General features: G+C 72.3%; 18 protein-coding genes and 1 pseudogene. 9 read left to right on the top strand and 10 right to left on the bottom strand.

Annotation, left to right across the window (positions count from 1 at the left end):
- The 3 genes from ACFHWT_RS20755 to ACFHWT_RS20745 are packed head-to-tail and all read left to right on the top strand — an operon-like array spanning window position 1 to window position 2,295.
- Window positions 1–549: a hypothetical protein gene (locus ACFHWT_RS20755; RefSeq protein WP_416596330.1), complete on the top strand. Its 549-nt coding sequence runs from the start codon at window positions 1–3 to the stop codon at window positions 547–549.
- A complete protein-coding gene (locus tag ACFHWT_RS20750; RefSeq protein WP_416596329.1) occupies window positions 546–1,673 on the top strand; it encodes a M23 family metallopeptidase in 1,128 nt (375 codons plus the stop codon). Before ACFHWT_RS20755 ends, ACFHWT_RS20750 begins: the two co-directional genes overlap by 4 nt.
- Before the next feature lie 34 nt (window positions 1,674–1,707).
- Complete coding sequence (locus tag ACFHWT_RS20745) at window positions 1,708–2,295, top strand: hypothetical protein (protein WP_416596355.1); 588 nt, start codon at window positions 1,708–1,710, stop codon at window positions 2,293–2,295.
- Between the two features lie 10 nt (window positions 2,296–2,305).
- On the opposite strand, the gene ACFHWT_RS20740 is transcribed toward ACFHWT_RS20745, so the two are convergent.
- Entirely contained in the window at window positions 2,306–2,857 is a 552-nt protein-coding gene (locus tag ACFHWT_RS20740) for a hypothetical protein (protein ID WP_416596328.1), read from the bottom strand.
- A 214-nt stretch (window positions 2,858–3,071) separates the two neighbouring features.
- Here ACFHWT_RS20740 and ACFHWT_RS20735 point away from each other — a divergent pair, with 214 nt between their 5' ends.
- The gene (locus tag ACFHWT_RS20735; RefSeq protein ID WP_416596327.1) at window positions 3,072–5,840 is read left to right on the top strand and encodes an FtsK/SpoIIIE domain-containing protein; all 2,769 of its coding nucleotides are present in this window, start codon (window positions 3,072–3,074) and stop codon (window positions 5,838–5,840) included.
- Window positions 5,837–6,517, top strand: coding sequence for a hypothetical protein (locus ACFHWT_RS20730; RefSeq protein WP_416596326.1), 681 nt, complete (start codon window positions 5,837–5,839; stop codon window positions 6,515–6,517). Before ACFHWT_RS20735 ends, ACFHWT_RS20730 begins: the two co-directional genes overlap by 4 nt.
- Window positions 6,518–6,532: 15 nt before the next feature.
- Here ACFHWT_RS20730 and folE read toward each other — a convergent pair whose 3' ends face one another.
- From folE to ACFHWT_RS20710, 4 genes are all read right to left on the bottom strand, one after another.
- Complete coding sequence (gene folE / locus ACFHWT_RS20725; protein ID WP_370461557.1) at window positions 6,533–7,159, bottom strand: GTP cyclohydrolase I FolE; 627 nt, start codon at window positions 7,157–7,159, stop codon at window positions 6,533–6,535.
- Window positions 7,160–7,212: 53 nt separating this feature from the next.
- The gene (ftsH, locus tag ACFHWT_RS20720; RefSeq protein ID WP_416596325.1) at window positions 7,213–9,228 is read right to left on the bottom strand and encodes an ATP-dependent zinc metalloprotease FtsH; all 2,016 of its coding nucleotides are present in this window, start codon (window positions 9,226–9,228) and stop codon (window positions 7,213–7,215) included.
- A 276-nt stretch (window positions 9,229–9,504) separates the two neighbouring features.
- Window positions 9,505–10,080, bottom strand: coding sequence for a hypoxanthine phosphoribosyltransferase (gene hpt, locus ACFHWT_RS20715; protein WP_416596324.1), 576 nt, complete (start codon window positions 10,078–10,080; stop codon window positions 9,505–9,507).
- 93 nt (window positions 10,081–10,173) lie between these two features.
- Complete coding sequence (locus ACFHWT_RS20710) at window positions 10,174–10,302, bottom strand: hypothetical protein (RefSeq protein ID WP_416596323.1); 129 nt, start codon at window positions 10,300–10,302, stop codon at window positions 10,174–10,176.
- A 174-nt stretch (window positions 10,303–10,476) separates the two neighbouring features.
- Between ACFHWT_RS20710 and ACFHWT_RS20705 the strand changes: the two genes are divergently transcribed.
- Window positions 10,477–11,439: a GlxA family transcriptional regulator gene (locus tag ACFHWT_RS20705; RefSeq protein ID WP_416596322.1), complete on the top strand. Its 963-nt coding sequence runs from the start codon at window positions 10,477–10,479 to the stop codon at window positions 11,437–11,439.
- Window positions 11,440–11,448: 9 nt separating this feature from the next.
- On the opposite strand, the pseudogene tilS reads toward ACFHWT_RS20705, so the two are convergent.
- The 3 genes and pseudogenes from tilS to dacB form a co-directional block, all read right to left on the bottom strand.
- Window positions 11,449–12,414, bottom strand: a pseudogene (gene tilS / locus ACFHWT_RS20700) (tRNA lysidine(34) synthetase TilS); the annotation flags it as partial.
- Between the two features lie 7 nt (window positions 12,415–12,421).
- The gene (locus ACFHWT_RS20695) at window positions 12,422–13,495 is read right to left on the bottom strand and encodes a zinc-dependent metalloprotease (protein ID WP_416596321.1); all 1,074 of its coding nucleotides are present in this window, start codon (window positions 13,493–13,495) and stop codon (window positions 12,422–12,424) included.
- 51 nt (window positions 13,496–13,546) lie between these two features.
- Window positions 13,547–15,436, bottom strand: coding sequence for a D-alanyl-D-alanine carboxypeptidase/D-alanyl-D-alanine-endopeptidase (dacB, locus tag ACFHWT_RS20690; RefSeq protein WP_416596320.1), 1,890 nt, complete (start codon window positions 15,434–15,436; stop codon window positions 13,547–13,549).
- A gap of 259 nt (window positions 15,437–15,695) precedes the next feature.
- On the opposite strand from dacB, the gene ACFHWT_RS20685 reads away from it, so the two are divergent.
- Window positions 15,696–16,202, top strand: coding sequence for an inorganic diphosphatase (locus ACFHWT_RS20685; protein WP_123603846.1), 507 nt, complete (start codon window positions 15,696–15,698; stop codon window positions 16,200–16,202).
- Between the two features lie 21 nt (window positions 16,203–16,223).
- Here the strand turns inward: ACFHWT_RS20685 and eccD are convergent, their stop codons facing one another.
- Window positions 16,224–17,573: a type VII secretion integral membrane protein EccD gene (gene eccD, locus ACFHWT_RS20680; RefSeq protein WP_416596319.1), complete on the bottom strand. Its 1,350-nt coding sequence runs from the start codon at window positions 17,571–17,573 to the stop codon at window positions 16,224–16,226.
- 103 nt (window positions 17,574–17,676) lie between these two features.
- Here eccD and eccCb point away from each other — a divergent pair, with 103 nt between their 5' ends.
- Complete coding sequence (gene eccCb, locus ACFHWT_RS20675) at window positions 17,677–21,735, top strand: type VII secretion protein EccCb (RefSeq protein ID WP_416596354.1); 4,059 nt, start codon at window positions 17,677–17,679, stop codon at window positions 21,733–21,735.
- 42 nt (window positions 21,736–21,777) lie between these two features.
- On the top strand, window positions 21,778–23,172 hold the full coding sequence (gene mycP / locus ACFHWT_RS20670; RefSeq protein ID WP_416596318.1) for a type VII secretion-associated serine protease mycosin: 1,395 nt from the start codon (window positions 21,778–21,780) through the stop codon (window positions 23,170–23,172).
- Here mycP and ACFHWT_RS20665 read toward each other — a convergent pair.
- The gene (locus ACFHWT_RS20665) at window positions 23,093–24,271 is read right to left on the bottom strand and encodes a MarP family serine protease (protein ID WP_416596317.1); all 1,179 of its coding nucleotides are present in this window, start codon (window positions 24,269–24,271) and stop codon (window positions 23,093–23,095) included. The two genes, mycP and ACFHWT_RS20665, sit on opposite strands and share 80 nt — an antisense overlap.
- Between the last annotated feature and the right edge of the window lie 9 nt (window positions 24,272–24,280).

Genomic DNA, 24,280 nt, shown 5'->3' with positions numbered 1-24,280 from the left:
ATGCGTACCGTCATCGCCTTCCTGACCCGGTTCCTCTTCCGGTCCCGGGTCGGGCTGGCGCTCGTGCTGCTCGTCGTCGTGGTCAGCGTGGTGGGCGTCGGTCAGGTCGTTGGCCGCGATGACGGGACCAGTGGACCACTGCTGGGTGCACCAGGGCCACAACCCGCGTTGACCATCGACCCTACCGCCGGTGACGACGGAATCCGGTCGGTGGCGCCCGCCCCTGACCCGGTGACCAGTCCCGGTGCCGCAGATCCGCCGACCGTCGCCGTCGCGTTCGCGACCGCGTGGCTCGACCGCAGCCTCGACGCCGAGCAGTGGCACGCCGGGCTGCGTCCGTACGCGACCGAGGAACTGGCCGAGAAGCTGGTCGGCGTCGATCCGGTGACGGTGCCGGCCGAGCGGCTGACCGGTGAACCTGCGGTCATCCCGTACGCGACGAATCTGGTCGAGGTGGTGATCGAGGTGGACTCCGGCACGTTGCGGCTACGGTTGACCGGCCCCGACGGACAGTGGCTGGTCGATGGCGTCGACTGGGTGCGGGCATGAGCGACAGCCCTGGCATGCGGACCCGCGCCGCCCGACACGTCGCCCTGACCGTGGCGCTGACCGCGACGCTGGTGCTGCTCTGCTGCACCGGCGGGATCGGTGCGGTGCTGTTCAGCGACGACGAGCCGGACTCGGCGCTGTTCGCCACCTTTGGCTGCGGACGGGACGGCCCAGTCGACCCCGACCAGGCGCCACGGGTCGGGCCGTACGGGCCGGACCAGGTCGCCAACGCGGCGGTGATCATCAACGTCGGTGCGGAGTTGTCGGTGTCACCGCGCGGCTGGGTGATCGCGGTGGCCACCGCCATGCAGGAGTCGGCACTGCGGAACCTGGGACATCTCGGCGACCGCAACGACCACGACTCGGTCGGACTGTTCCAGCAGCGTCCCAGCCAGGGCTGGGGCACCCCGGAACAACTGCAGGATCCGGCGTACTCCTCACAGAAGTTCTACCAGAAGCTGCTCACCATCGACGGCTGGGAGACGATGGCGCTGACCGACGCCGCCCAGCGGGTGCAGGTCAGCGCCTTCCCGGACGCGTACGCCAAGCACGAGCCGCTGGCGACCCGGATCGTCAACATCCTCACCGGCGGCGCGGCCCGCGCGGTCGCCGGCCCGGACGGGCTGCTGCGCTGTGCCGCCGACGGCGAGGTCGCCGCCTCGGGGTGGACCCGGCCGGTTCCGGGCAACGTCGGGTCCGGCTTCCGGACCAGCTCACGGCCGGGGCACAACGGCGTGGACATCGCCCAGCCGAAGGGCACACTGATCCGGGCCGCCTCGGCCGGCCGCGTCATCGTCTCCCGGTGCGACCCGGACCAGTACGGCCGCCTCGACTGCGATGTAGACGGCTCCCCCAGCAAAGGTGGCTGCGGCTGGTTCGTCGACATCCTGCACGCCGACCAAGTGATCACGAGATACTGTCACATGGTGAAGCGGCCGGAAGTCGGCGAAGGCGACCTGGTCGACGCCGGACAGGTGATCGGCGAGGTCGGCTCCAGTGGCAACTCGTCCGGCCCGCACCTGCACTACGAGATCCACCTCAACGGAGACCGCAGCAGCCGCGGAGCCGTCGACCCGGTGCCGTTCATGCGGGAGCGGGGCGCGCCGCTCGGCGAGAGCGGCTGACCGACCGGAGGAGCTGCGTTTGACCCGGGACCCGATGCCGGACCCGTTCGCGGACCAGCCGGACTGGGCGCCTCGACCGCCGCGACCGACGGCGCTCGTGCCGGCCGCCGTCGCAGCCACGTTACGCGGTCGGCGGGTCTGGGTCGGCCTGCCGGGCACCGGATGGCGCGGCGACCTGCGCGGTGACGAAAAGGTCGTCCAGCGCAGCCGCACCTACGTGCCGGTGCTGCCGGAACAGGAGTGGTACCGGGCCGAATCGGAGGGGGTGGAGGTGTTCGCCCCCCTGGTGCCGGCAGACCGGGTCTGGGTCGAGCAGCCGGACGACACCCTGACCGGCCCGGAGCGGGGCGACGTGCTGTCCCGGCTCGTGTCGCTGGACGCCCCGGCACCCCGTTTTCCGGTGCCGGTGGTCGACGCGGGGCCGCTGGTCGGCCGACGGCTAGTGCACATGGACGACGGTCAGGAACGCCGTGACCTGCGCGCGGTGACCGAGTTGCACTCCGGTGCCGACGGGGACATCTGTGTTCGGGCAGCCACCGAGTTGGCCTGGTACCGGTGGGTGTGGACGGGCCAGCCGCCGGGGACGATCGAACTGCCGGTCCATCTGGTCTGGGTCGAGTGACGTCGGCCGGTCAGTCCAGCCGATCCACCTGGCAGACCCGCCAGCCGCCCTCGTCGACGGCAGTGATCCGCCAGCGGTCCGTCAGCCGGTTGATCAAGCCATCGGAGGCCATCCGACGCTCGATCATCACCGTCAGGACCACATCGCTTTCCGTGGCATTCTCGGTCGTGAGCTGCCCGATGGTCATCGCGGACAGCGTCCCCTGGCGCTGCTCCCACTCGACGATGCTGTCGCGGTAGGTGGCAAGAGGTGCGATCGACGGATCCTCGCAGAGGTGAAGTGCGGCGACGGTGTCGTCGCGCGCTACCAGGTAGGACTCGAGGAAGCCCAGCGTCGCCGATTCGGGGGTGCCCCGGTCGGGGGTGGTGACGCTCGTGTAGAGGACGAAGGCGACGCTGACGCCACCGAGGCAGAGCAGCGCGGTGATCCCGGCGGCCAGCACCAGCGCCAGCCGTAGCCGGCGGCCGGGTGGCACCACGGGCGGTGCTCCGACGCCGGGAGCGGTCCGCTGCCGGGGCACCCGTCCGCGGCGTACGGGGGCCGCCGGCCGGGTCTGCTCCACCCTTCGACAGTATCCGTCGCGAACGTGAGACTGAATAGCCGGTTCGAGTCCTCATTGGTCGCATATCCGGCGAAGCACCCTGACGAGTACCGATCAGGCGAGAAACGTCGGTCACCCCGCATCCGGTTGCGGACCGGCTGGGATACCGTCTCAGGTCTGAACTCAACCGGCGCCCGCGGACGGGCTGCCGAACAGCGGTAGGCAGGTGGTCGACATGGGCAGGGACCTGGGCCGCGCCGCCGCGTTGCACCGCTCGGCGGCAGCCGTCGCCGCCGCGTTGGACCAGGTTGACGCGGCCAGCGGCGGCCGTACCAGCGGCTCCGATCAGCATGAGGTCGCCGAGCAGCTCCGCAGCCTCGCGGCGCGGCTGGCCCCCGGCTGGTGGGGCGCCCCGCTCGACGCCCAGACCCCGGCGATGCCGATGGGCGGTCTCGACCACGTCGGCCACCTGCGGATCGGCATCGCCCAGCCACTGGACGACGCCCGGTTCCCGGTGATCGTCCCGTTCCTCGGCAGCGGGCATCTGACGCTCGACGGCGACATCCGCGACCGGCGGGTCGCTGGGCTGCTGCGTGCGGTGCTGCTCCGCCTGCTGGCCGCCGTACCGCCGCAACGGCTGTCGGTGCGTACGGTGGACGGTGTCGGTACCGCAGGCGAGGACGTGCTCGGCCCCTTCCGACCGTTGATCGCAGCCGGCGTACTGCGGCCGGCCGCCACCGACGTCACCGGGTTGCGGGCCGCCCTGGCCGAAGCGGAGCAGTGGATCCGGCCGGCCCGACCGGCGGTCACCCGACACCACCGGCAGGGGCGGTTCATGCTGCTGATGATCGCCTCGCTGCCCGAACTCACCGACGGTGCCGTGCTCGGCAGGATCGCCCGGCTTGCCCAGGTGGGCCCCGAGCATGGCCTGCATCTGGTCGTCGCCGGCTGGCCGCCACCTCCGCTGGACACCGAACAGGCCCGGGCCGATCTGCCGCGTAGCACCATGGTGCGGCTACGGAATCCGTACGTCCTGGTCGGTGACCCGCCCGGAGACACCTTCCGCGACCTGCCGGCCGGATCGGCTGGTGACCACTTCGGCGGTCTCGACGCGCCGGTGTATCTGGACCGGCAACCGCCCCAGCAGCTGATCGACCAGGTGTGCGCGGAACTCGTCACCCGGGCCGAGGCTGGTTCCCGTCCACCGCTGACCGACCTGCTGCCCGATCCAGCGGACGGTACGGTCACCGAACCCGCCGCCGACGGGCTGGTGGCCGCCGCAGGATTCGACGGGCACCGCCCAGTCCTGCTCCGGTTCAACGACATCACCCCGCACTGGTTGGTGGCCGGACAGGCCGGTGCCGAGGTGGACCAGTTCCTCACCACAATCCTGTACGGGCTGGCGGTTCGGCACGATCCCGCCGAGGTGACCGTACATCTGGTGGATCTGTCGCCCGGCGAGTCGTTCGCCAGCGTGCTGCCCGGCGTCACCGACCCGTCCGGGCTGCCGCACATCGCGTCGGCCGGGGTGGACGCCGACCCGGAGTACGGGCTGTCGGTGCTGCGTCAGTTGGCGGCGGAGGTCGACCGGCGCTCCTTCCTGGCCACCCGCAGTGGGACGACCCGGTTCGCCGAGCTCGCCGCCGCCACGGGCACGACCCGCGTTCTCTGCGTGCTCAAGGATCCGGCCCCGATGCTGGACCTGACCGGACCGGTCGCCGATGAGTCGCTCGACCTGCTCGAACGGATCGCCAGGGGCGGGCGCGGCAGCGGAGTTCACCTGCTGATCGCCGATTCCGGGACCGGTCCATCTCCCGGGTCGGAGCAGAGCATCGGACCCGACGAGTCTGACGGGTCGGGCGGCTGGGTGGGCTCGGGCGGCTGGGCCGGCCCCGATCCGGCCGACGGGTCAACCGGCGGTGGCTGGTGGCGGCGGGAGTCGCTGCTGAGTCAGTTCCCGGTCCGGGTGGTGCTGGCCGGCGGTGACTGGCTCCTGGAGCCGAACAACGACGCCGCAGTCGGGCTGCCGGCGGGTCGGGCGGTGGTGAACACCGCAGGCGGGCTGGGCGGCCCGCGTGGGGCGACCCGTGGCCATGAACGGACCGTCGACTTCCCGGACCCGTACACCGACCGGCCGGGGTTGGCCGGCCTCCGCCGCCAACTGTGGTCCCGCCGCCCGGCTGACGCCCGGCCGCCGCAGGTCTTCGCCGGCTACCGCCAGCCGGAACTCGAATCGGACGAGGTATACCAGCGGGTGCTGGCCGACCCGCCGGACACCCCGGCCGGGCTCTTCGGCCGGGCCGTCGAGCTGCCGGGGCGGACGGCGGAGTTTCGGTTCGAACGCGCCCCCGGTCGCCACCTCGCCATCTTCGGCTCCCGGGACAGCACCGCGGATCTGCTGACCACGGCGGTACGTAGCGTCGCGGCGCACCACCGGCCAGGCACCGCCCGCATCCTGTTGCTGTCGATGGGCGAGCACGACCGCCAGCAGTTGGCCGGGCTCGCCCGAGCGGTTGACGGCTGTCAGCCGACCGAGGTCGTGGATCTGGAGGTGCTTCGGACGCTGGGTGACGCGGCTGGCCCCGCGTACCTGGTCATCGCCACGGCCGACGTTCTCGAACTCGGCGGACCCGCCGCCGCCCGCCTGCGCAATCTGTTGGATTCCGGGCCGGCCCGCGGCATCCATCTGCTCTCCGGCTGGGACAAGCCGGAGCCGTTCCTGGCATTCCTCGGTCCCAGTCCGGACCTGATCGCCGGGATCGTCCTGCTCGACCGGCCGGTGACCGACCAGATTGAGCAGGTTGGATCGGGTCCGGCCAGGCCAGCTGGGTCGGCCGGGCTCGCCGGCCGGCTGCCGGCCTGGCGTCCCCGCCCGCAGCGCGGTCTGTTGTACGACGCGCAGACCGACCGGCGCACCATCTTCGTACCGTTCCAACCGACCAGGTCCGGGACCGGCACCGGGGAAGGACGCGTCGTGGCCGACATCGGGGAGGGCGCGGCGTGACCGGGAACGGTGCCGCAGGCGAGTGGGCGGAGTACGTGGCGGCCGCCCGGCGGCTGGCCCGGCTACGCCACGGCCAGGGCAGGCCGACGGACGATCCAGCTGGCGACCGGCGCTCGGTGGACCTGACTGTGCTACGCGACCGGCTCGCTGTCCAGCGGCGTCAGCTGGTCGCGCTCGGCGTACCGGCTAACGTGCTCGATCCGATGCCGCCGGAGGTAGTCGCAGTGCACGGCACAGTCAGTGCCTCGGACGGTGCCGCAGTGGGAATGCCCGCCTCCCTGGCCGGCGGGTCGCCGGCCCGGCAGGCGGCGATCGCGCGAGCGCACGCGCAGATCGACGCCGCCAACGGCGACCTGGCCGTCGCTGCGGGTCCGTCCGGCGGTCCCCCGCCGTGGCTACGCAACCTGCTGGTGTACGGGCCGTTCGCGGTGATCGTACTGATGATCCAGTTGGCCATGTTCGTGGCCGCCGGAGACCGGGCACCGCTAGGCTACGCGCTCGGCTGCGGACTGGTCCTGCCGCTGGTCGCGTTCGGCCTTGGTTGGCTGGCGGTTGGCTTCGTGTTCGCCGGGCCGGGCCAACGGCCGGACCGCACACCGTTGGTGGGGGCGCTGGTCTGCGCGGTCCCGCTGATGCTGGCGTTTTTGCTCGCGGCGCTGATCTCGCTGTTCGCCTGAACCGGGCAGCTGGCGTCAGCTGTGGATGATCAGGCTCATCGCTTCGGCGCGGGACTTGGCGTCGCGCTGGAACACGCCCCGGACGGCCGAGGTTATGGTGCGGGCACCGGCCTTCTGGATGCCGCGCATCGCCATGCACATGTGTTCGCACTCCAGCACGGTCACCACACCGCGCGGCTCCAGCCGGCTCATCAGCATGTCGGCGATCTGCGTGGTGAGCCGCTCCTGGACCTGCAGCCGCCGGGCGTAGACCTCCACCAGGCGGGCCAGCTTCGACAGGCCGGTTATCCGGCCGGTCGCGCCGGGGATGTACCCGATGTGCGCCACGCCCCGGAACGGCAGCATGTGGTGTTCGCATAGCGACATCACCTCGATGTCGCGGACCAGCACCAGCTCGTCGTGGTCAGCCTCGAAGGTGGTGGTGAGCACCTGGGCCGCGTCGGCCCGCAGACCCGCGAGCAGCTCGGCGTACGCCCGGGCGACCCGGGCCGGGGTCTGGCGCAGCCCGTCACGGTCCGGGTCCTCGCCGACGGCGATGAGGATCTCCCGTACGGCCTGCTCGATCCGAGTCAGGTCGACGGAGCGTTCGACCGGCGTGCCGTTGAGCTTGCCGTTGATCAGCCGGGCGGCAAGATAGTCCAGTGCGTCGTCGTCCGGTTCGGTCGACGACGCACTGGACGGTAGGTTCGGGCTGCTCAGGAGGTGCCGTCCGAGTTCGCGGACATGCCGCCGCCGAAGACGGCCTGTGCCCCGTCGGCGACCGCCTGCCGGCCGAGGTTCTCCTTCTCGGCCGGGGTCAGCACCGGCGGCTCGGTTGACGGCTGCCGCTTGCCAAAGCCGTTGAACGGTGCCATCGGTGGCCGCTTGACCACCCGCTCGCAGATCCGGGCCATGTCGGACTGGGAAATGGTCTCTTTCTCCATCAGCTCCAGCACCATGGTGTCGAGCACGTCGCGGTACTCGACCAGGATCTCCCAGGCCTCGTCGTGGGCCAGCTCGATGAGGGCGCGGACCTCGCTGTCGATCTCGGCGGCGATCGAGTCCGAGTAGTCCCGCTCGTGGCCCATGGTCCGGCCGAGGAACGGCTCGTCGCCGTTGGTGCCGTACTTGACGGCGCCGAGTTTGGCGCTCATGCCGTACTGGGTGACCATGGCCCGGGCCAACGCGCTGGCCTTCTCGATGTCGTTGCCGGCACCGGTGGTGGGCTCGTGGAAGACCAGTTCCTCGGCGGCCCGGCCGCCGAGGGCGTACGCCAGGGTGTCGATCATCTCGGCACGGGTCTGGGTGTACTTGTCCTCGGTCGGCAGTACCAGGGTGTGGCCCAGCGACCGACCCCGGGACAGGATGGTCACCTTGTGCACCGGGGCGGCGTGCGGCAGCGCCCAGGCCACCAGGGCGTGACCGCCCTCGTGGTAGGCGGTGATCTTCTTTTCCTTGTCGCCCATCACCCGGGTCCGCCGCTGTGGGCCGGCGACCACCCGGTCGATCGACTCTTCCAGGGCTTCGTTGGTGATCGCCCGGGCGTCCTGCCGGGCGGTGAGCAGCGCCGCCTCGTTGATCACGTTGGCCAGGTCGGCACCGCTGAATCCGGGGGTACGCCGGGCCACCGCGTCCAGATCGACGTCCGGGGCGAACGGCTTGCCCCGGGCGTGCACCCGCAGGATCGCCTTGCGGCCCTCCATGTCCGGGGCGTCGACCGGAATCTGCCGGTCGAACCGGCCGGGGCGCAGCAGCGCCGGGTCGAGGATGTCGGGTCGGTTGGTGGCGGCGATCAGGATCACGCCGCCCTTGGTGTCGAAGCCGTCCATCTCGACCAGCAGCTGGTTGAGGGTCTGCTCCCGCTCGTCGTGGCCGCCGCCCATGCCGGCACCGCGGTGCCGGCCGACCGCGTCGATCTCGTCGACAAAGACGATCGCCGGTGCGTTCGCCTTGGCCTGCTCGAACAGGTCACGGACCCGGCTGGCGCCGACACCGACGAACATCTCGACGAAGTCGGACCCGGAGATCGAGTAGAACGGGACACCGGCCTCACCGGCCACCGCACGGGCGAGCAGGGTCTTGCCGGTGCCGGGCGGGCCGAACAGCAGGACGCCCTTGGGGATCTTGGCACCGAGGGCCTGGTACTTCGCCGGGTTCTGCAGGAAATCCTTGATTTCGTGCAGTTCCTCGACGGCCTCCTCGGAGCCGGCGACGTCGGCGAAGGTCGTCTTCGGGGTGTCCTTGGTGATCACCTTCGCCTTGGACTTGCCGAAGTTGAGCACCCGGGACCCGCCACCCTGCATCTGCGACATGAACAGCAGCAGCAGGATCACCAGGATGGCGATCGGCAGCAGGTTGACCAGCAGGGTGATGAAGATGCTGTCCGACGAGACCTCGGCCTCGGCCGGGCCGGTGACCCGGCCGGCCTCCTTGGCCGCCAGCACGTCGGTCCAGATTTGGTCGCCGACCTCGTACGGGAACTGGGCCTCGATCCGGTCGGTCTCGGTGTCGCCGAACTCCTCCGGCTCGGCGAGGTCGAGCCGGAGCGTCTGCTCCCGGTCCTGGAAGATCGCCTTGTCGATGCCGCCCTGCTCCAGCCGCTCCAGCGCTACCGAGGTGTCCACCTTGTGGTAGCTGGGGCCGTTGGTGAAGAACGAGCTGAGCGCTATCGCACCGATGATCACCAGGATGATCCAGACCACCGGCCGGCGGAAGAAACGCGTACGTTCCATACGTATGTCGAGCGCCGCAGCGCCCGGACCCTCCTGATCGACGTTCTGACCGTCTGGTTCTAGCCACTCCGGGGCGCCAACCGAGCGCCACGGTCATTCGAAGGTACACCGTGGTGACGAGGTGCGCGTCCGCGAGCCCGGTCGACCCGCGCTCCGTCCGCTGGTCCCACGTTGGCGCGTGCAGTTGACCCGCGCCACCGCATACCGTAGCGCTGTTTCCTGGGAGTGGCCTGGACGTCCCGGGGAGTTTCCCGACGGCTGACACACCAGCGGCGGTCAGCCGCGGCCGTACACCTCGGGCTTGAGCACCCCGACGTAGGGCAGCTCGCGGTACCGCTCGGCGAAGTCCAGACCGTAGCCGACCACGAACTCGGTGGGGATGTCGAAGCCGACGTACCGCACCGGGACCGGCACCTTGACCGCCTCGGGCTTGCGGAACAGCGCGACCACCTCCACGCTCGCCGCCGACCTGGACGCCAGGTACTTCAGCAGCCAGGACAGGGTCAGGCCGGAGTCGATGATGTCCTCGACCACGACCACGTGCCGACCGGCGATGTCCCGCTCGAGGTCCTTGAGGATGCGGACCACGCCGGAGGAGGTGGTGCCCTGCCCGTAGGACGAGACGGCCATGAACTCCAACTCGACGGGAGGGCCCTGCCGACCGAGTTCCCGGGCGAAGTCGGCCATGAACATGACCGCGCCCTTGAGCACGCAGACCAGCAGCAGCCCACCCGTCACGTCGGCGTAGTCGGTGGCGACCTGCTTGGCCAGTTCCGCGGTCTTGTCGCGGATCTGTTCCTCGGAGATGATCACGTGGTCGATGTCGGCGTCGTACCAGGAGCCGTCAGCCATGGGCTAAGCCTGCCGCATCGGGCCGGCCGGCCGACACGGGGGCCGACGGATGACCACGCGCAGCCGGTGGGTGACGACGGGGCCACCCGACGGTCACCGGAGCCGGCGGTCGCCGTCGTGGCTCGGCCGCCAGTCGGCCGAGTCACGGCTGTCCCGGGTGAGGCCGGCCGCCGAGGCGGCGGCGAGCAGCAGGATGATCGATACGACGATGAGAAGTTCCATGGCGGCAGCCACCTTCACACTGGTCCTGACGGGAGTGTTCACCCTGGTCCTGATGGGTGTGCCGCCGGTGCGCACCGGACGTCGACTCCAGTCTGCTGGCCCGACCAGCGGGCGGACAGTGGCAGATATGCCGCTGTTCATCGAAATCCTGCCACCAAGGGCTAGACTGGTGCCATGCTCCGTACCGTCGCGGTGATCGCGCTCGACGGCGTCGCCTCGTTCGAGCTCGGGGTGGTCTGCGAGGTCTTCGGCCTGGACCGCACCGCGGACGGCTTCCCCGGCTACCGCTTCGACGTCTGCACCGCCGACGGCGGCCCGGTCCGCAGCAGCTCCGGCTTCTCGGTGTTACCCACCGCCGACCTGCGCCCGGTCGCCGACGCCGACCTGGTCGCGGTGCCGGCCGCCAGCTTCCACGACGCCGTCGCCCCACCGGTGCTCGACGCGTTGCGCGCCGCCGACCGCCGGGGCGCCACCCTGCTCAGCGTCTGCTCCGGCGCCTTCGTGCTCGGCGCCGCCGGCCTGCTCGACGGCCGCGAATGCACCACCCACTGGCGGTACGCCGACGAGCTGGCCCGCCGTCACCCGACCGCGCGGGTCCGGTGCAATTCGCTGTACGTGGCCGACGGCAACGTGCTGACCAGCGCCGGCACCGCCGCCGGGATCGACGCTTGCCTGCATCTGGTCCGCCAGGAGCACGGCTCCGCGCTGGCGACGAAGCTGGCCCGCCGGATGGTGGTGCCGCCGCACCGCGACGGCGGGCAGGCCCAGTACATCGAGACACCGATCGCGGACAGCCCGACAGCGGCCACGCTGGAGCCGGTACTGGTCTGGATGCAGCAGCACCTGGACGCCGCGATGAGCGTCGACGATCTGGCCGCCCGGGCACACATGGCACCGCGTACCTTCGCCCGCCGGTTCCGGGCCGAGACCGGCACCACGCCGCACGACTGGCTGACCGGCCAGCGGGTGCTGCTCGCCCGCCAGCTACTGGAGGAGACCAGCCTGGGAGTGGAGACGGTGGCCCGGCGGTGCGGCTTCGGTGACGCCGCCACCCTGCGGCACCACTTCGGCCGCCGGGTCGGTGCCACACCCCAGGCGTACCGCGGCACGTTCCGCGACCGGACCGCCGTCAGCTGAGCCGGCGAACAGTTCACCGCCGGCGCGGCGCACCTCGATACCGCCCGGCAGGTGCACCGCCCGCTGCCCACGCCACCGCATGACCAGCGCGTCGAGAGCGGTGACATGCCGGTACGCCAGGGCCCCGGCCGGCGCGCCGAGCCGCAGCGCCCAGCGGTGCAGTACCCGGGTCCGCACCGCGTCCGGCAGCTCGGCCAGGACCGGGACCGCCAGCCCACCACCGGGCGTGGCGGCCTGGGCCGACGCGGCGTCGGCCAACCCGTCAAGCGTCGTGTTGTCGGCGGCGACCAGCGTGGCGGTGCGCGCCAGGTTCGCCACCACCCCGGCGCCGAGCGCGTCGACCAGGGCCGGCAGCGCGTCGGCCCGGACCCGCGCCCGGGCGTACGCCGGGTCGGTGTTGTGCGGGTCGGTCCACGGGGTGAGGCCGAGCGCCACACAGGCAGCCCGGGTCTGCTCCCGCCCCACGTCCAGCAGCGGACGCAGCACCGACACGCCGTCCACCTGGCGGGCCGGCGGCATCCCGGACAGGCCGGCCGGGCCGGCCCCCCGGGCCAGCGCCAACAGCACCGTCTCGGCCTGATCGTCGCGGGTGTGGCCGAGCAGCACGGCGGCCGCCCGGTGCCGGCGGGCCACCTGGGTCAGCGCGGCGTAGCGGGCGGTCCGCGCCGCCGCCTCCGGGCCACCTTCGGCACCGACCTCGACGGCGACGGTCTCGACCGGGTCGAACCCGGCGCCGGCAGCCCAGCCGGCCACGTCCCGGGCACGCTCGGCGGACCCCGCCTGCAATCCGTGGTCGACGGTCACCAGCCCGGCGGAGACCCCGCAGCGGGGGGCGACGAACGCGACCGTGGCCGCCAGGGCCAACGAGTCCGGGCCGCCGGAGCAGGCCACCAGCACCAGCTGGCCGGCGTGGTCGCACAGCATCCGCCGGACCGCGACACGCAGCTCGGCGACAGCTGGAGCGAGCCTGGGCACCGGCGGCTCAGGCGACGGTCGGCGGTGAACCGGAGATCGGGCCGTGCACCCGGGCCACCCAGGCGTCCGGGTCGCCCAGCTCCTCCAGCCGGGGAAGCGTCAACGGGGAGTCGAAGACCTTGTTGAAGCCGGCCATGCCGACCCGGTCCACCACACCGTGCACGAACTTGCGGCCCTCGGCGTACTGGCGCATCTTGACGTCCACGCCGAGCAGCCGGCGGATCGCCTTCTCCAGCGGGTTGCCGGCCTCGCGGCGGCGGTTGAAGCCGGCCCGGATCTGCTCCACGGTCGGGATGACCTCCGGCCCGACCCCGTCCATGACGAACTCGGCGTGCCCTTCCAGCAGGGTCATCAGCGCGGTCAGCCGGTCGAGTACGGCGCGCTGCGCCGGGGTCTGCACGATGTCCAGCACGCTGGCCCGGCTCTGCGGGTCGCGGATCGACTCGGCGAGGGTGCCGACCCCACGCCGAACCCGGTCGATGAAGTTGTCGCCCCCGGCCTGCGAGGCGTCGACGAACGCCTGAACCTGGCCGAGGAAGTGGCCGCGCATCCACGGCACGGCGGTGAACTGGGTGCGGTGGGTGACCTCGTGCAGGCAGACCCAGAGTCGGAAGTCGCGCGGATCGGCGTGCAGCTTCCGCTCGACCTCGACGATGTTCGGGGCGACCAACAGCAACTGACCGGGATCGCCGGAGAACACCTCGTACTGGCCGAGCACCCGACCGGAGAGGTAGCCGAGCACCGTGCCGGCCTGCACCCCGGTCACGCGGGAACCGATCGCGTCGGTGAGCGCACCGGGCTGGCGGTCCCCGGCCGCCCGGGAGACCAGCGGTGTGATCACGTCACGCAGCCCGGCGATGTTGGCGACGGCCCAGTCCCGGCGGTCGACCACCCGCACCGGTGGGTGTGCGACCTGGGCCTGCAGACCGGTGTACGCCACGACGTGTCCGGCCGCTTCGTCGGTCAGCCGGCGGAGGTCGTTGACCACCTCGGTCGCCTCGTCGAGCGAAGCCTTCGGCCCCGACTTGCTCAGCGCGCCGGCGGTTGCGGCGGCCAGATCCCAGTCCACGAACTGCGCCATGCACCCACCGTACCCGGGTGACGCCCGCCGACCCCGGTGATCGTGCCCCGGTCAACGGCAGCCGCACCCGGCCAGGGTCGCGGCGATCCGGTCCAAGCCGGCCTGGGCCTCGTCGATGAGCAACGGCACTTCGTCGGCCAGCACCGCGAACGCCAACAGCCGGCCGTCGGCGGTGGTCACCGTGCCAGCCAACGCGTTGATGCCGGACAACGACCCGGTCTTGGCCCGCACGACGCCAGCGCCGATCCGCTGCGGGGCGTCCGCCGTCTGGTACCGACCCTGCAGAGTGCCGGACCAGGCGGCGACCGGCAGACCGGAGAAGAGCCCGGTCAGCGCGGGGCGGTCACCGCTGCCGGCGAGCACGGTCAGCTCGGTCAGCAGCCCCGGGGTAACCCGGTTGCTACGGGACAGGCCGCTGCCGTCGTACAGGTCGCTCTGTCCGGCCGGCAACCCGAGTTCAGCCAGTACGGCGTCCATCGCGGCCGCCGCCCCGGCGAACGACGCGGGTTCGCCCCGGGCAATGGCGACCTGCCGGGCGAGCGCCTCGGCGAGGACGTTGTCACTGTCGGAGAGCATCATCTCGACCAGCCGGGCCATCGGTGGCGATTCGACCCGGGCCAGCTCGGCACCGGGGCCGCCCTCCGTCGGCTGGTCGGGGTTTGCTCCCGATGACTGGTCGGGGGTCGCCGGCTGCCCGGTCGCCGACGAGGTCGGTGCGCCGGCGACCGCGTCGGTGCCGCCGACGGGCTGCGCCGCCGAGCCGGAGAGCTGGCCGGTGTAGCCGGCCGGTGTGGTGTCCACCGCGTCCGCCGGCAGCCCGAGAGCTCGGGCGAAGGCCCGGCCGGCAGCCAGGTCCGGCGCCACCGAGCGCGGGGCCCAGCCCTTGGCGGCGGCGGGATCGGTCCGGGCACCGTCCACCATCAGGGCGGTGATCGCGGCCGCGTACCCGCCGGTCGGGATGTCGTCGTCCCACCCGGGCCCGAACGCCGGCCCGGAGAAGAGCGAACTGTCGATCAGCACCTTGGTCGGTGCCGTGTCGCCGAGGGCGGTACGGGTGGCGGCGGCCAGCACATCGAGCCGGGCGGCCCCCGGATAGAACCCGGTATCATCGATCGACAAGGTCGGATCCCCGCCGCCGATCAGCACCACCTCGCCGGGCGCGGATCCGGCGACCACCCGGGTGGTGATCCGGTGTGTCGGCCCGACCGCGGCCAGCACCGTCGCCGCGGTGACCAGCTTGGTGGTCGACGCGGGCACGGTCAGCACCGCCGGCTCGCGACCGTACAGGACCGCTCCGGTTGTCATGTCCCGGACCGAGACGTGCACCCGGTCGCCGAGGCCGGATCGGTTGATCGCCTTGTCCAGCGTCTCGGTCAGCCCGGCCGTGGTGGGAATCGGGGCGTCGGTGGTCAACCCGGCCAGCACCGGGCCGGGCGTCGGCTCGGCGGACATGCTCGGGCTCGGACTCACCTCGGCGGCACCGAGCCAGCCGGCCACCGGACCCGGCCGGAGTACCGCGATCGAGGTCCCACCGGCCAGCAGGACGACGACGGCGGCGGCGATCAGCAACCGGGCCCGGCGACGCCGGTCCGGTGACGACTGGCTGGCCGGTGACGCCGGCTGAGCCGGCGCGGGCTCGGCCGGCGCAGGCTCGGGCGGTGGTACCGGCCTGGCGGTGCCACGAGCCGGCACCGACGCGCGCCCCCGGTGGCCGCCCGTCGAGACGTCGACCGGAGCCGCGTCGGTGCCGCCGGTCGTGGACGGCACGGTGGCTCGGCCGGTCACAGGCGCCGACCCGGTGGCCGGCTGGGTCTCCGTAACAGATGCGGTACCGGTGGGCGGCAGCGGGTTGACCGACGACGGGTCGGCCCGACCCGAGGCCGTCGGATCCGGATTGCGGGCACCGGCCGGGGCGGCGGCGGAGTCCTCCGGCGGGGCCATCTGGCCACTTTCCGCAGGCAATCCACCACTCTGTGGCGCGGGGTCGGGCGCTTCGTCGGCCCGATCGGGTTCACCGACGGCCCCAGCGGACTGTGAGTCTTCCCTCCCCACCGGCCCCACCTCCCAACTGACGAACGGACTAGGCGACACTACTTGTGTTCACAAAGCGAGCGGGAGCCGAAACGGTCGGGCGGGGCAACGCCCGGACGGCGTACCGCTCTATTTCCGTAGCCAGCGCGGGCGACGAGGGAGCGTGAGTATGGATTTCGACGTTACGGTTGAGATCCCCAAGGGTCACCGGAACAAGTATGAGGTCGATCATGCGACCGGCCGGATCCGGCTGGACCGCACCCTGTTCACTTCGACGCAGTATCCAGCCGACTACGGTTTCATCGAGGGCACCCTCGGGCAGGACGACGACCCGCTGGACGCACTGGTGCTCGTACCGGAACCTACCTTCCCAGGATGCCTCATCCGGTGCCGGGCGATCGGCATGTTCCGGATGAAGGACGAGAAGGGCGCCGACGACAAGGTGCTCTGCGTGCCGTACGAGGACCCCCGCCAGGAACACCTGCGCGACATCCACCACCTCGGTGAGTTCGACCGGCTGGAGATCCAGCACTTCTTCGTCGTCTACAAGGACCTGGAGCCGGGCAAGTCGGTCGAAGGCGCGACCTGGGTCGGCCGGGTCGAGGCGGAGGCGGAGATCCAGGCGTCGTTCCGCCGCCGGGAGGCCGCCCTGGAGCGCGGCGAGTCGGCCCACTGACCTGATCAGGCGTCGGGCTGCTCAGCCGAGCAGCCCGACGGCCCACCGGTAGAGCCCGAAGACGGCACCGGCCAGCGGAACGACGCAGATCAGCGCGGTGATCTCCAGCAGGTCGGCCGCCCGGCTCAGGTACGGCGACGGTGACCGGTCGACGTACCGGGCACCGGCCGCGGCGGTCGACACCGCGACCACGCCTCCGGCCATCACCAACGTCGGCGCCGACACCGGTAGGTACGCGGGCAGCGCGCCGAACACGCACAGTGTCGTGGCCGCTGCCCCCGCGACGAGCAGTGGCAGCCGCTGCCGGGTGCTGACGAACGTCCGCGAGCGCAGCGACATCGCCAGCCCGACGACGCCGACCAGCACCACCCCGACCACCCCGCCGACCTGTGCCAGCACCACGCTGGCCGCGACGCCGACGGCGGCGTACCCGATCAGCATCCCGGTGAGCAGCCGCTCGGCCCGGACCACGGCACGCGGCACCAGGTCGCCCGTCCCGACGACCGTCGGCACCTGGCCGAGCCGGACGGCGAGTCGGGGCAGCAACCCGACCCCGCAACCGACCACCACCAGCAGTCCGGCCGCCGCGCCGGACGCCCCGGTAACCGTCGACGCGGCAACGGCCGCCATCGAGCCGAGCCCGGCCACGGTCGCCACGGCGACGAAGATCGGCCCGCCGGCGGCCACCGCGGCCCCAGCGGTCACCGCCGCGCCCAGCAGCACCAGCAAGCCGGTCGCCATCGCCGCGGCGGACGGCCAGTCGTCGGGACGGAGCCCGACCGGACCACCGTCGCCGGCGGCGAGCAGACCGGCGGCGAACGCGTACGGCAACGAGCCGGCCCCGAGCACGACGCCGGCCGGCGCGTCCCGCCAGACCCGCCCGGCCAGTACCCCGACGACCAGCACCGCGGCCCCGACGAGGGCCGCCGCCCTTGCCCGCTCGGCCGTCGCGGTGCCGGCCGCGACCAGCACCAGCCATCCCGCGCTGAGCCACAGTCCGGCCACGCCGAGCGCGTACCCTCTGGTCGTCGCGGCCGACCAGGTCCGGCCCTGCTGTCGGGCGGCGGCCGCGATCGCCTCGGCGACGTCGTCGTACTCCGGCTCCGGCCAGTACGTCCGCCCGGGCACCAGATGCAGCACGTCGCCGTCGCGGATCCCCTGCTGGTGCAGCGCCTGCCCGGTAGACACCGGTACCCCGTCCGCCCGACGCAGCACCCAGCCCCCGTGCCGTTCGCCGTCGTCGGCCAGCCCGTCCCCGTTGTGCCGCAGCAGTTCCGGCAGCAGCTCAGCGACCGGCACGTGTCCGGGCAGGGCGAGATCCAGCCGACGGCGCGGTCCGCAGACGGTGATCCTGGCCAGGCTCACGTTCATCGTGCCTCCTCGACGCCGCAACGGCCGAGCCGGTGCCGGCCCGGCAGCCGCATACCACCGCCGGTCCATTGCGGAACACTCTACGTAGGTGTTAGCTGACGCGATGGCGGGCATCGTCCTCACCAGATCCGAGCGTCGTCCGGCACCCGAGATCCCGGCCGGGGAGGTCCGCATCCCCCCGCCTCCGCAGGTCGCCGATCCGGACTCCGGCCGCTGGCAACGCCTGCTGGCCCTGCTGCCGATGGCCGGCGGATCGGTGGCAATGGCGGTGCTGCCGGGCCGCGACGGCGGGGTCTACCCGTACCTGATGGCCGCGGTGTTCGGGGTGTCGACGCTGGCCATGTTGGCGACCAGTTGGCACTCCGCACCTGGCGCCGGCGCGCGGTCCGCGACCGATTTGGCCCGGCGTCGCTACCTACGGCAGTTGGCCGGCCTGCGCAGCCAGGTCCGGGGGACCGTGGACCGGCAACGGACCGCGCTGAACTACCGGTACCCGGATCCCGGTCGGTTGTGGTCGACAGCGGCGAGCAGCCGGGTCTGGGAGCGCCGACCGCATGACCGAGATTTCGCGACCGTACGGGTCGGGGTCGGATCGCGCCCACTCGCCACCCCGCTCGTGCCGCCGGCCGACGACCGGCCGGTGGACGAGATCGAGCCGCTCACCGCCGCGGCGCTACGACGGTTCATCGACTCGTACTCGGTGGTACCGGGGTTGCCGATCGTGGTCGGGCTGCGCGATGTCGCCCGGATCTTCGTCGTCGGACCACCGGACGATGACGCCCCGGACCAGGCACCGGCCGCGCTGGTACGCGCGGTGCTGGCCCAATTGGCCGTCCTGCACGCCCCGGACGACCTGCGCATCGCGGTCTACGCGCCGGCCGACCGCCGCGACCGGTGGGAGTGGGTCAAGTGGCTACCGCACGCTGGTCATCCGCACCGCACCGACGCCACCGGCCCGCTGCGGTTGGTCGCCGGCAGCGCGGTGGAGCTGGCCCGGCTGCTGGACTCGATGTCCCCCGCGCACGTCGTGGTGGTGTGCGACGGCACCGATCCCAACGACGGGACAGATCCGAATGACGGGACCGGGACGCACGACAGGACCGGGGTACACGACAGGACCGGGGCCGGCGACGGCGGCCGGAACGGCGTCACCGTGGTCCAGGTGGGAGTACCGGCGCCACGGATACTCGACCGCGTCACCGTGGAGCTGTCGGTCGACCCGTCCGGTCGGCTGGTCATCCGTGGGTCGCCCGGGCCCATCGACACGGGGACGGCCGACGGGCTGGGTGTCGTCGAAGCGGAGGCCCTCGCCCGGCAGCTCGCCCCGCTACGGCTCGCGACGAACAGCGGGCCGGCCCGGTCCGCCGCAGTGGCCCAGGCGGACCTGGTCCAGCTACTCGGCTTCGGCAGCGGTGGTGCCGGTGCCCGCTGGTGGACGACGGCCGAACCGGACCGCAGCCCGTCAGTCGACTGCCACCTGCGGGTACCGCTCGGGGTCAGCTCCGAGGGGCACCCGGTCGAGCTCGATCTCAAGGAGTCGGCGCTGCACGGCATGGGGCCGCACGGGCTGGTGGTCGGCGCCACCGGCTCCGGCAAGTCGGAGCTGCTCCGTACGCTGGTCCTCGGGTTGGCGCTCACCCACCCGCCGGAGTCGTTGAACCTCGTCCTGATCGACTTCAAGGGTGGCGCCACGTTCGCCGCGCTGGACCGGTTGCCGCACACCGCCGCGGTGATCACCAACCTGGCGCAGGAGCTACCGCTGGTGGACCGGATGGCCGACGCGCTGCACGGTGAGGTGGTCCGCCGCCAGCAGCTGTTGCGCCGGGCGGGCAACCTGGCCAGCCGACAGGACTACCTGCGGGTGCAGCCGGCCGACGAGACCCTGCCGGCGCTGCCGTCACTGGTGATCGTCTGCGACGAGTTCACCGAACTGCTCACCGCCAAGCCCGACTTCATCGACATCTTCCTGCAGATCGGCCGGGTCGGACGGTCCCTGGGGATGCACCTGGTGCTCGCCTCGCAACGGGTGGACGAGGGCCGGTTGCGGGGGCTGGACACCCATCTGGCGTACCAGATCGGGCTGCGGACGTTCTCAGCACTGGAATCGCGGGCGGTCCTCGGCGTACCGGACGCCTACCACCTGCCCCGCGAGCCGGGCCACGGTTTCCTGCGGTACGGCACCGGGGCACCGGTCCGGTTCCGGGCCGCCTACGTCTCCGGGCCGTACCGCCGACCGGCCCCGCGCCGGGTCGGTGGTCCCCGTTCGACGCCCAGGCTGTACGGCTTCCGGACGTACCCGGTGCCGGCGGCCGCCACCCGGTCGGAACCGTCGGGAGCGCCGTCGGGCACCCACGCCAGCCTGCTCGAGGTGAGCGTCGACCGGCTGGCCCGGCACGGCCCACCGGCGCACCGGGTCTGGCTGCCGCCGCTGGGCGAGCCGCCCCGGCTGGACGACCTGCTCGGTCCGGTGCGGCTGGTGCCCGGTCGGGGTCCGGCCGTGGCCGACCCGGACCGGTCGGGGCGGCTGCGGGTGGCCGTCGCTGCCGTCGACAAGCCGTACGAGCAGCGCCGGGATCCCTTGTGGCTGGATCTGGACGGGGCGGCCGGGCACGTCGCGGTGGTCGGCGCGCCGCAGAGCGGAAAGTCTCAGCTGATCCGGACATTGATCTGCGCCCTGGCGCTGTGCCGTTCACCGGCCGAGGTGCAGGTGTACTGCCTGGACTTCGGTGGCGGGGCGTTGGCCGGGCTGCGGGACCTGCCACACGTCGGCGGGGTGACGGTCCGCACCGAGCCGGCGACGGTACGGCGTACCGTCGCCGAGGTCGCCGGCCTGCTCGCGAGCCGGGAGCGGCGGTTCGCCCGGGACGGGGTGGAGTCGATGGCCGAATACCGCGCCCGCCGCGCAACCGGGTCCGGATCCGGGTCCGGGTCTGGACCCGGACCCGGCAGTACGCCGGACGACCCGTACGGTGACGTCTTCCTGGTCGTCGACGGCTGGACCACCCTGCGCGGCGAGTACGACGACCTGGAACCGTCGATCACCGATTTGGCCACCCGTGGCCTGTCGTACGGGGTGCATCTGGTCGCCTCGGCCCCCCGCTGGGCTGACTTCCGGCCGGCGCTGCGGGATCTGTTCGGCTCCCGGCTGGAGCTACGACTCGGCGACCCGATCGATTCGCTGGTGTCGCACCGGTCGGCCGCCAACGTGCCACCGGGGTCGCCGGGCCGCGGGATCACCAGCGACGGCCTGCACTTCCTCGCCGCCGTGGCCACAGTCTCCACCCTGGTCGATGCGTTCGCTGACGGCTGGGCGGGGCCGGCGGCACCGCCGGTCCGGCTGCTACCGGATCTGCTGCCGTACGCCGCGTTGGACCGGACCGGCACGGCCGGGCTCCGGCTGCCGATCGGGCTGGCCGAGTCGGACCTACGGCCGGTGTCGATCGACTTCGCCGCTGATCCGCACCTGCTGCTGTTCGGCGACGCGGAGACCGGCAAGTCGAGTTTCCTGCGCGCCCTCGCCACCACCATCGCCGGTCGGTTCGCCCCCGAGCAGGCCCGGTTGATCATTGTCGACTACCGCCGCGGCCTGCTCGGCGCGGTGGACACCGATCATTTGATCGGCTACGGCGGCAACGCGGCGCATACCACCGACCTGATCGACTCGGCCGCGGATCATCTGCGTCGGCGGCTGCCCGGACCGGACGTCACCGCCGCCCAGTTGGCCGGCCGCTCCTGGTGGACCGGACCTGAGCTGTTCGTCCTGGTCGACGACTACGACCTGGTCGCGGCCGGGTCGGTGAACCCGATCCAACCGCTGTTGGATTATCTGGTGCACGCCCGGGACGTCGGCCTGCATCTGGTGCTCGCCCGCCGCGTCGGGGGTGCCGGGCGGGCCCTGTACGAGCCCGTGGTCCAGCAGTTGCGCGAGTCGTCCGCCGCCGGCCTGGTGCTCTCCGGCGACCCCAACGAGGGACAACTTGTCGGCGGGGTACGCGCAGAGCCGCTTCCGCCCGGCCGAGGTCGGCTGGTCACCCGCCGGGACGGCATCCGTATGGTGCAACTGGCGTACCTGCCGTCGGCCGATCCGACCGGGCCGATCGGCGGCGCGAACCGGCTATCGGCTTCCCCCAAGACTGCTTCTGACAGTGCAGAATCGCGGTAACCTCCGTGCAGCATGTGTCTGCTGGGGTGAGAAGGCCAGATTGTGACGTCGTTGCCGCGCCATCCACGCAGCGCCGCCCGTTGGCTCGTCGGGGTGGCGCTGGTCCTGGTGACCGCCGTCAGCGGCCCGGCCGCGCCACCCGGGCCCGAGCCGGGACGCACCGGCACGGGTTCCGCAGCGGCGGCGAGCGTCGCGCTTCCCGCCCGGTACGACCCGATCCGGGACGAACAGTGGCAGTTGCGGGAGTTGTCGGCGACCACCGCCTGGCAGTACTCCACTGGCACCGGGGTCACCGTCGCGGTGATCGATTCCGGGGTGGACGCCAGCCACATCGACCTCACCGGCCAGGTACTACCCGGGATCGACTTCGTCGACGACGGTGACGGCTGGTCCGACCCGGTCGGACACGGCACCACCGTCGCCGCGCTGATCGCCGGCCGTGACGACGACGAGGATGGGGTGCTCGGGCTCGCCCCGGACGCCCGGATTCTGCCGGTCCGGGTGCTCGACGAGGAGAACCGCTACGACGACGCACTGGTCGTCGCCAAGGCGGTCCGCTGGGCGGTCGACAACGGGGCCCGGGTGATCAACCTGTCGCTGGGCGGCAGCGGCGACAGCCCGGCGCTGGCCGCCGCGCTGGACTACGCGTTCGCCAGCGACGTCGTCGTGGTCGCCTGTACCGGCAACGTCTCGGCCAACGGCACGTCGCGGGTCTGGTATCCGGCCCGGGAGCCAGGCGTCGTCGCCGTCGCCGGGATGGACCGGGGTGGCGAGCAACTGTGGGCCGGTTCGATCACCGGGCCGGAGACGGTCCTCGCCGCACCCGCCACCGGGCTGATCGGCGCCCGACCGGACGGCTACTGGCAGGTGCAGGGTACCAGCTTCGCCGCGCCGCTGGTGGCCGCGACCGCGGCACTGATCCGGTCCCGATTCCCGGCGATGTCGGCGGGCACGGTGGTCACCCGGCTCATCGAGACCGCCCGCGACCTGGGCGCGCCGGGCCGGGACGACCGCTACGGTTTCGGCCTGGTCGATCCGGTAGCCGCGCTGACCGACGGGGTCGACGCGGTGCCGCGCAATCCGCTCGACGACAACCAGACCCCGGGTGTGGTCGGCTTCGGCCCAGCTCCCGGTCTGGAGTCCGCAGCGCCGACATTGGCCGGCGGCTCGGCCCGGATGGGCGGTCAGGACACCGGCGACCAAGGGGCCGGATGGGCGATCGGGCCGATCAGCGGACAACGCGGTGAAAGCGGCCAAGGGCTGCTCAGCAGCGGTCTGCTGCTGCTGGTCACGGCCGTCATCGGCACCTGGCTGGCCCGGCGGATGCGGGTGACCACAGCGGCTGCCCGCAGCGACGTCAGGCACACTCGCCGGTGGCGGTCCGGCGGGTACTCCGTACTCCCAGAACCGCCACCGACGACGCCTCCTCGGCGGTGACCGCGAATCCGGTGTTCGGGTCGTCCGCCGCCGCCGCGAAGATCACCCCGAGTACGAGTCCGTTGGCCGCGACCAGCGGGCCCCCGGAATTGCCGGAACGGACCAGCGCGCGGATCGTGTAGACGTCGCGGAGGACCTCACCGTCGTCATAGATGTTCGGGCCGGTGATCGGTCCGACGTCGCGGACCCGGGCGGACTGCGCGTCGTACGGCCCGTCCAGCGGGAAGCCGAGCACGATCGCGTCGGCACCGGTCGGGGCCGGACGGTCGGCGAACGGCATCACCGGAGCCGGCAGGTTCGGCACGTAGATGACCGCCAGGTCCCGCTCCGGGTCGTAGACCACCACTCGGCCGTTGTGCCGCTCGCCCAGAACCTCCACCGCCACGGTCTGCGTACCGGCGACCACGTGCGCGTTGGTCATCACCCGGTCCTCGGCGTAGACGAACCCGGAGCCTTCGATCCGGCGGGAGCAGCGAGGCGCGGAGCCGAGCACCTTGACCACCGACCGCTGGGCGTTCGCCACCACCTCGGAACCGGCCAGCGCGGGGTCCGGGGCCGGCACCTCGCGGACCCGGGTCGGGGTGAGCCCGCCGAAGACGTCAGGGAAGCCGCGGGTGTCGACGGTGTCCCGCAGCGCGTTGGACAATGCCTGCGCCTGCGGTGGCATCACCCGGTCGATGCCGTTGAGCAGGGCGCTGTTGCGTACCGCCCCGGCCAGGCCGGGCATCGCGGAGGAGCCCAGTGGCACCGCGACCAGCCAGGCCACGAGCAGCACCGCCACCAGCGAGATCGCCGCCCCACCGAGGTCGTCGGCCCGGCGCCCCACCGGGCTGGTGATGGCGTGCCGCAGCCGGGAGCCGGCCCAGCCGGCCAGTGCCTGGCCGAGGACGGCGAGGCCGAACACCGCGACCAGTGACACCACGACCCGGGCCACAGTGTCGACGAACTGTTCAGCCAGCAGCGGCCCGAGCTGCAGACCGACCAGCGCGCCGCCGATGAACCCGGCGAAGGACAGCACCCCGATCAGGAATCCCTGGCGGTAACCGCTGATCGCGAATACCAACATGAGCAGCAGCAGCACGACGTCGACGGCGGACACCCGTCAAGA

The organism is Micromonospora sp. LOL_021 (assembly GCF_048060215.1).
Classification (GTDB): Bacteria; Actinomycetota; Actinomycetes; order Mycobacteriales; family Micromonosporaceae; genus Micromonospora_E.
The sequence above is the reverse complement of the archived record's forward strand: the minus strand, read 5'-3'. Positions and strand labels throughout refer to the sequence as shown.

Coding starts and splice junctions, on each gene's coding strand:
- dacB (WP_416596320.1), bottom strand. CDS start 15,436: ATGGCCCCGCCGGAGGACTCCGCCGCCGCCCCGGCCGGTGCCCGCAAT.
- ACFHWT_RS20695 (WP_416596321.1), bottom strand. CDS start 13,495: ATGGCGCAGTTCGTGGACTGGGATCTGGCCGCCGCAACCGCCGGCGCG.
- ACFHWT_RS20745 (WP_416596355.1), top strand. CDS start 1,708: ATGCCGGACCCGTTCGCGGACCAGCCGGACTGGGCGCCTCGACCGCCG.
- ACFHWT_RS20705 (WP_416596322.1), top strand. CDS start 10,477: ATGCTCCGTACCGTCGCGGTGATCGCGCTCGACGGCGTCGCCTCGTTC.
- ACFHWT_RS20735 (WP_416596327.1), top strand. CDS start 3,072: ATGGGCAGGGACCTGGGCCGCGCCGCCGCGTTGCACCGCTCGGCGGCA.
- eccCb (WP_416596354.1), top strand. CDS start 17,677: ATGGCGGGCATCGTCCTCACCAGATCCGAGCGTCGTCCGGCACCCGAG.
- eccD (WP_416596319.1), bottom strand. CDS start 17,573: ATGAACGTGAGCCTGGCCAGGATCACCGTCTGCGGACCGCGCCGTCGG.
- hpt (WP_416596324.1), bottom strand. CDS start 10,080: ATGGCTGACGGCTCCTGGTACGACGCCGACATCGACCACGTGATCATC.
- ACFHWT_RS20750 (WP_416596329.1), top strand. CDS start 546: ATGAGCGACAGCCCTGGCATGCGGACCCGCGCCGCCCGACACGTCGCC.
- ACFHWT_RS20685 (WP_123603846.1), top strand. CDS start 15,696: ATGGATTTCGACGTTACGGTTGAGATCCCCAAGGGTCACCGGAACAAG.
- ACFHWT_RS20710 (WP_416596323.1), bottom strand. CDS start 10,302: ATGGAACTTCTCATCGTCGTATCGATCATCCTGCTGCTCGCCGCCGCC.
- ftsH (WP_416596325.1), bottom strand. CDS start 9,228: ATGGAACGTACGCGTTTCTTCCGCCGGCCGGTGGTCTGGATCATCCTG.
- ACFHWT_RS20755 (WP_416596330.1), top strand. CDS start 1: ATGCGTACCGTCATCGCCTTCCTGACCCGGTTCCTCTTCCGGTCCCGG.